Source organism: Geminicoccus flavidas (assembly GCF_009806515.1).
GTDB classification, from domain to species: domain Bacteria; phylum Pseudomonadota; class Alphaproteobacteria; order Geminicoccales; family Geminicoccaceae; genus Geminicoccus; species Geminicoccus flavidus.
This window is the reverse complement of record NZ_WUJP01001022.1, coordinates 1-1,151: the sequence shown is the minus strand read 5'-3', so window position 1 is coordinate 1,151 and position 1,151 is coordinate 1. Positions and strand designations below refer to the sequence as shown.

The window sequence follows — 1,151 nt, the reverse complement described above, 5'->3', positions numbered from 1 at the left end:
GCCCGCTGCACCCCGACGATCGGACCTTGGAGCGGTCGCTGCGCCGCTGGGTGGAACAGCAAACCCGGCAGCCGCTCGGCTATGTCGAGCAGCTCTACACCTTCGGCGATCTCGACCGGTTCGGCAGGGCACGACCACCCGGCCGGCCGATCTCGGTGGCGTATCTGGCGCTGGTGCGCGATGCGCAGCCCGCGGGAGCCACCGCCTCGTCCTGGCGAGACTGGTACGATCACCTGCCGTGGGAGGATCACCGGCGCGATCATCGCTTGCTCGCCCTCATGACCGAGCGGCTGCAGGCCTGGGCGGAGACAGCACCCACGATCGACGAGGCCAAGCGGCGGCGCGAGCGGGTACGGCTCACATTCGGTGACGGGATCGAGTGGGACAATGAGCGGGTGCTGGAACGCTACGAACTCGCCTATGAGGCAGGGCTGGTCGCAGAGGCCTTACGCGATGCGGGCAAGCAGCCGGCCGACTTGCCGCCCTCCGTCGCGATGGGGTTGGATCATCGCCGGATCCTCGCCACCGCGATCGGCCGGTTGCGCGCGAAGATCAAGTACCGCCCGGTGTTGTTCGAGTTGATGCCGCCCGCCTTCACCCTGCTCGAACTTCAGCATACCGCCGAAGCGATTTCGGGCGCGCTCCTGCACAAGCAGAACTTCCGGCGGCTGGTCGAGCAGGGCGGGCTGGTCGAACCTGCACCCGGCATGTCGCGCGCGAGTGGCGGCCGGCCGGCCCGGTTGATGCGCTTCCGTCCGGAGGTGGTGCTGGAACGACCGGCACCCGGCGTGCGCATTGGCGCCGGCACCATCGGCCTGCGGGCGAGCGGCGGCCGCGCGTCGCCCAGCTAGCCGATGCTGGCTCACATCCGTCATGTCCGGGTGGTGACCGCTTATGACGGGCTTATGCTCAGTTAGCGTATAAACGCGTTGCGCGAAGGGACGTCTGGTGGAATAGTGCGCCCGTCTTATGCTCGGTCTGAGCATAAAGTGTCAGGGGCGGACAACGAGATGATGCCAAGCACGAACCGGCAGGGAAGCGATGGCATGGAGGCGGTCTATCAGCGGGTGAAGCAGGTGATCCCGAGCTTCGAGTGGCCAGTCTTCCTGCCCGAGATCGAGGCGATCCAGCGGCTGAAGCGTGAGCGAAAC

1 protein-coding gene is annotated in these 1,151 nt (G+C 67.1%); it reads left to right on the top strand.

The window, feature by feature from the left end:
* A partial coding sequence (locus EQG76_RS29235; RefSeq protein WP_235031616.1) for an NUDIX hydrolase occupies nucleotides 1–851 on the top strand: 851 nt, incomplete at its 5' end.
* Nucleotides 852–1,151 lie beyond the last annotated feature (300 nt).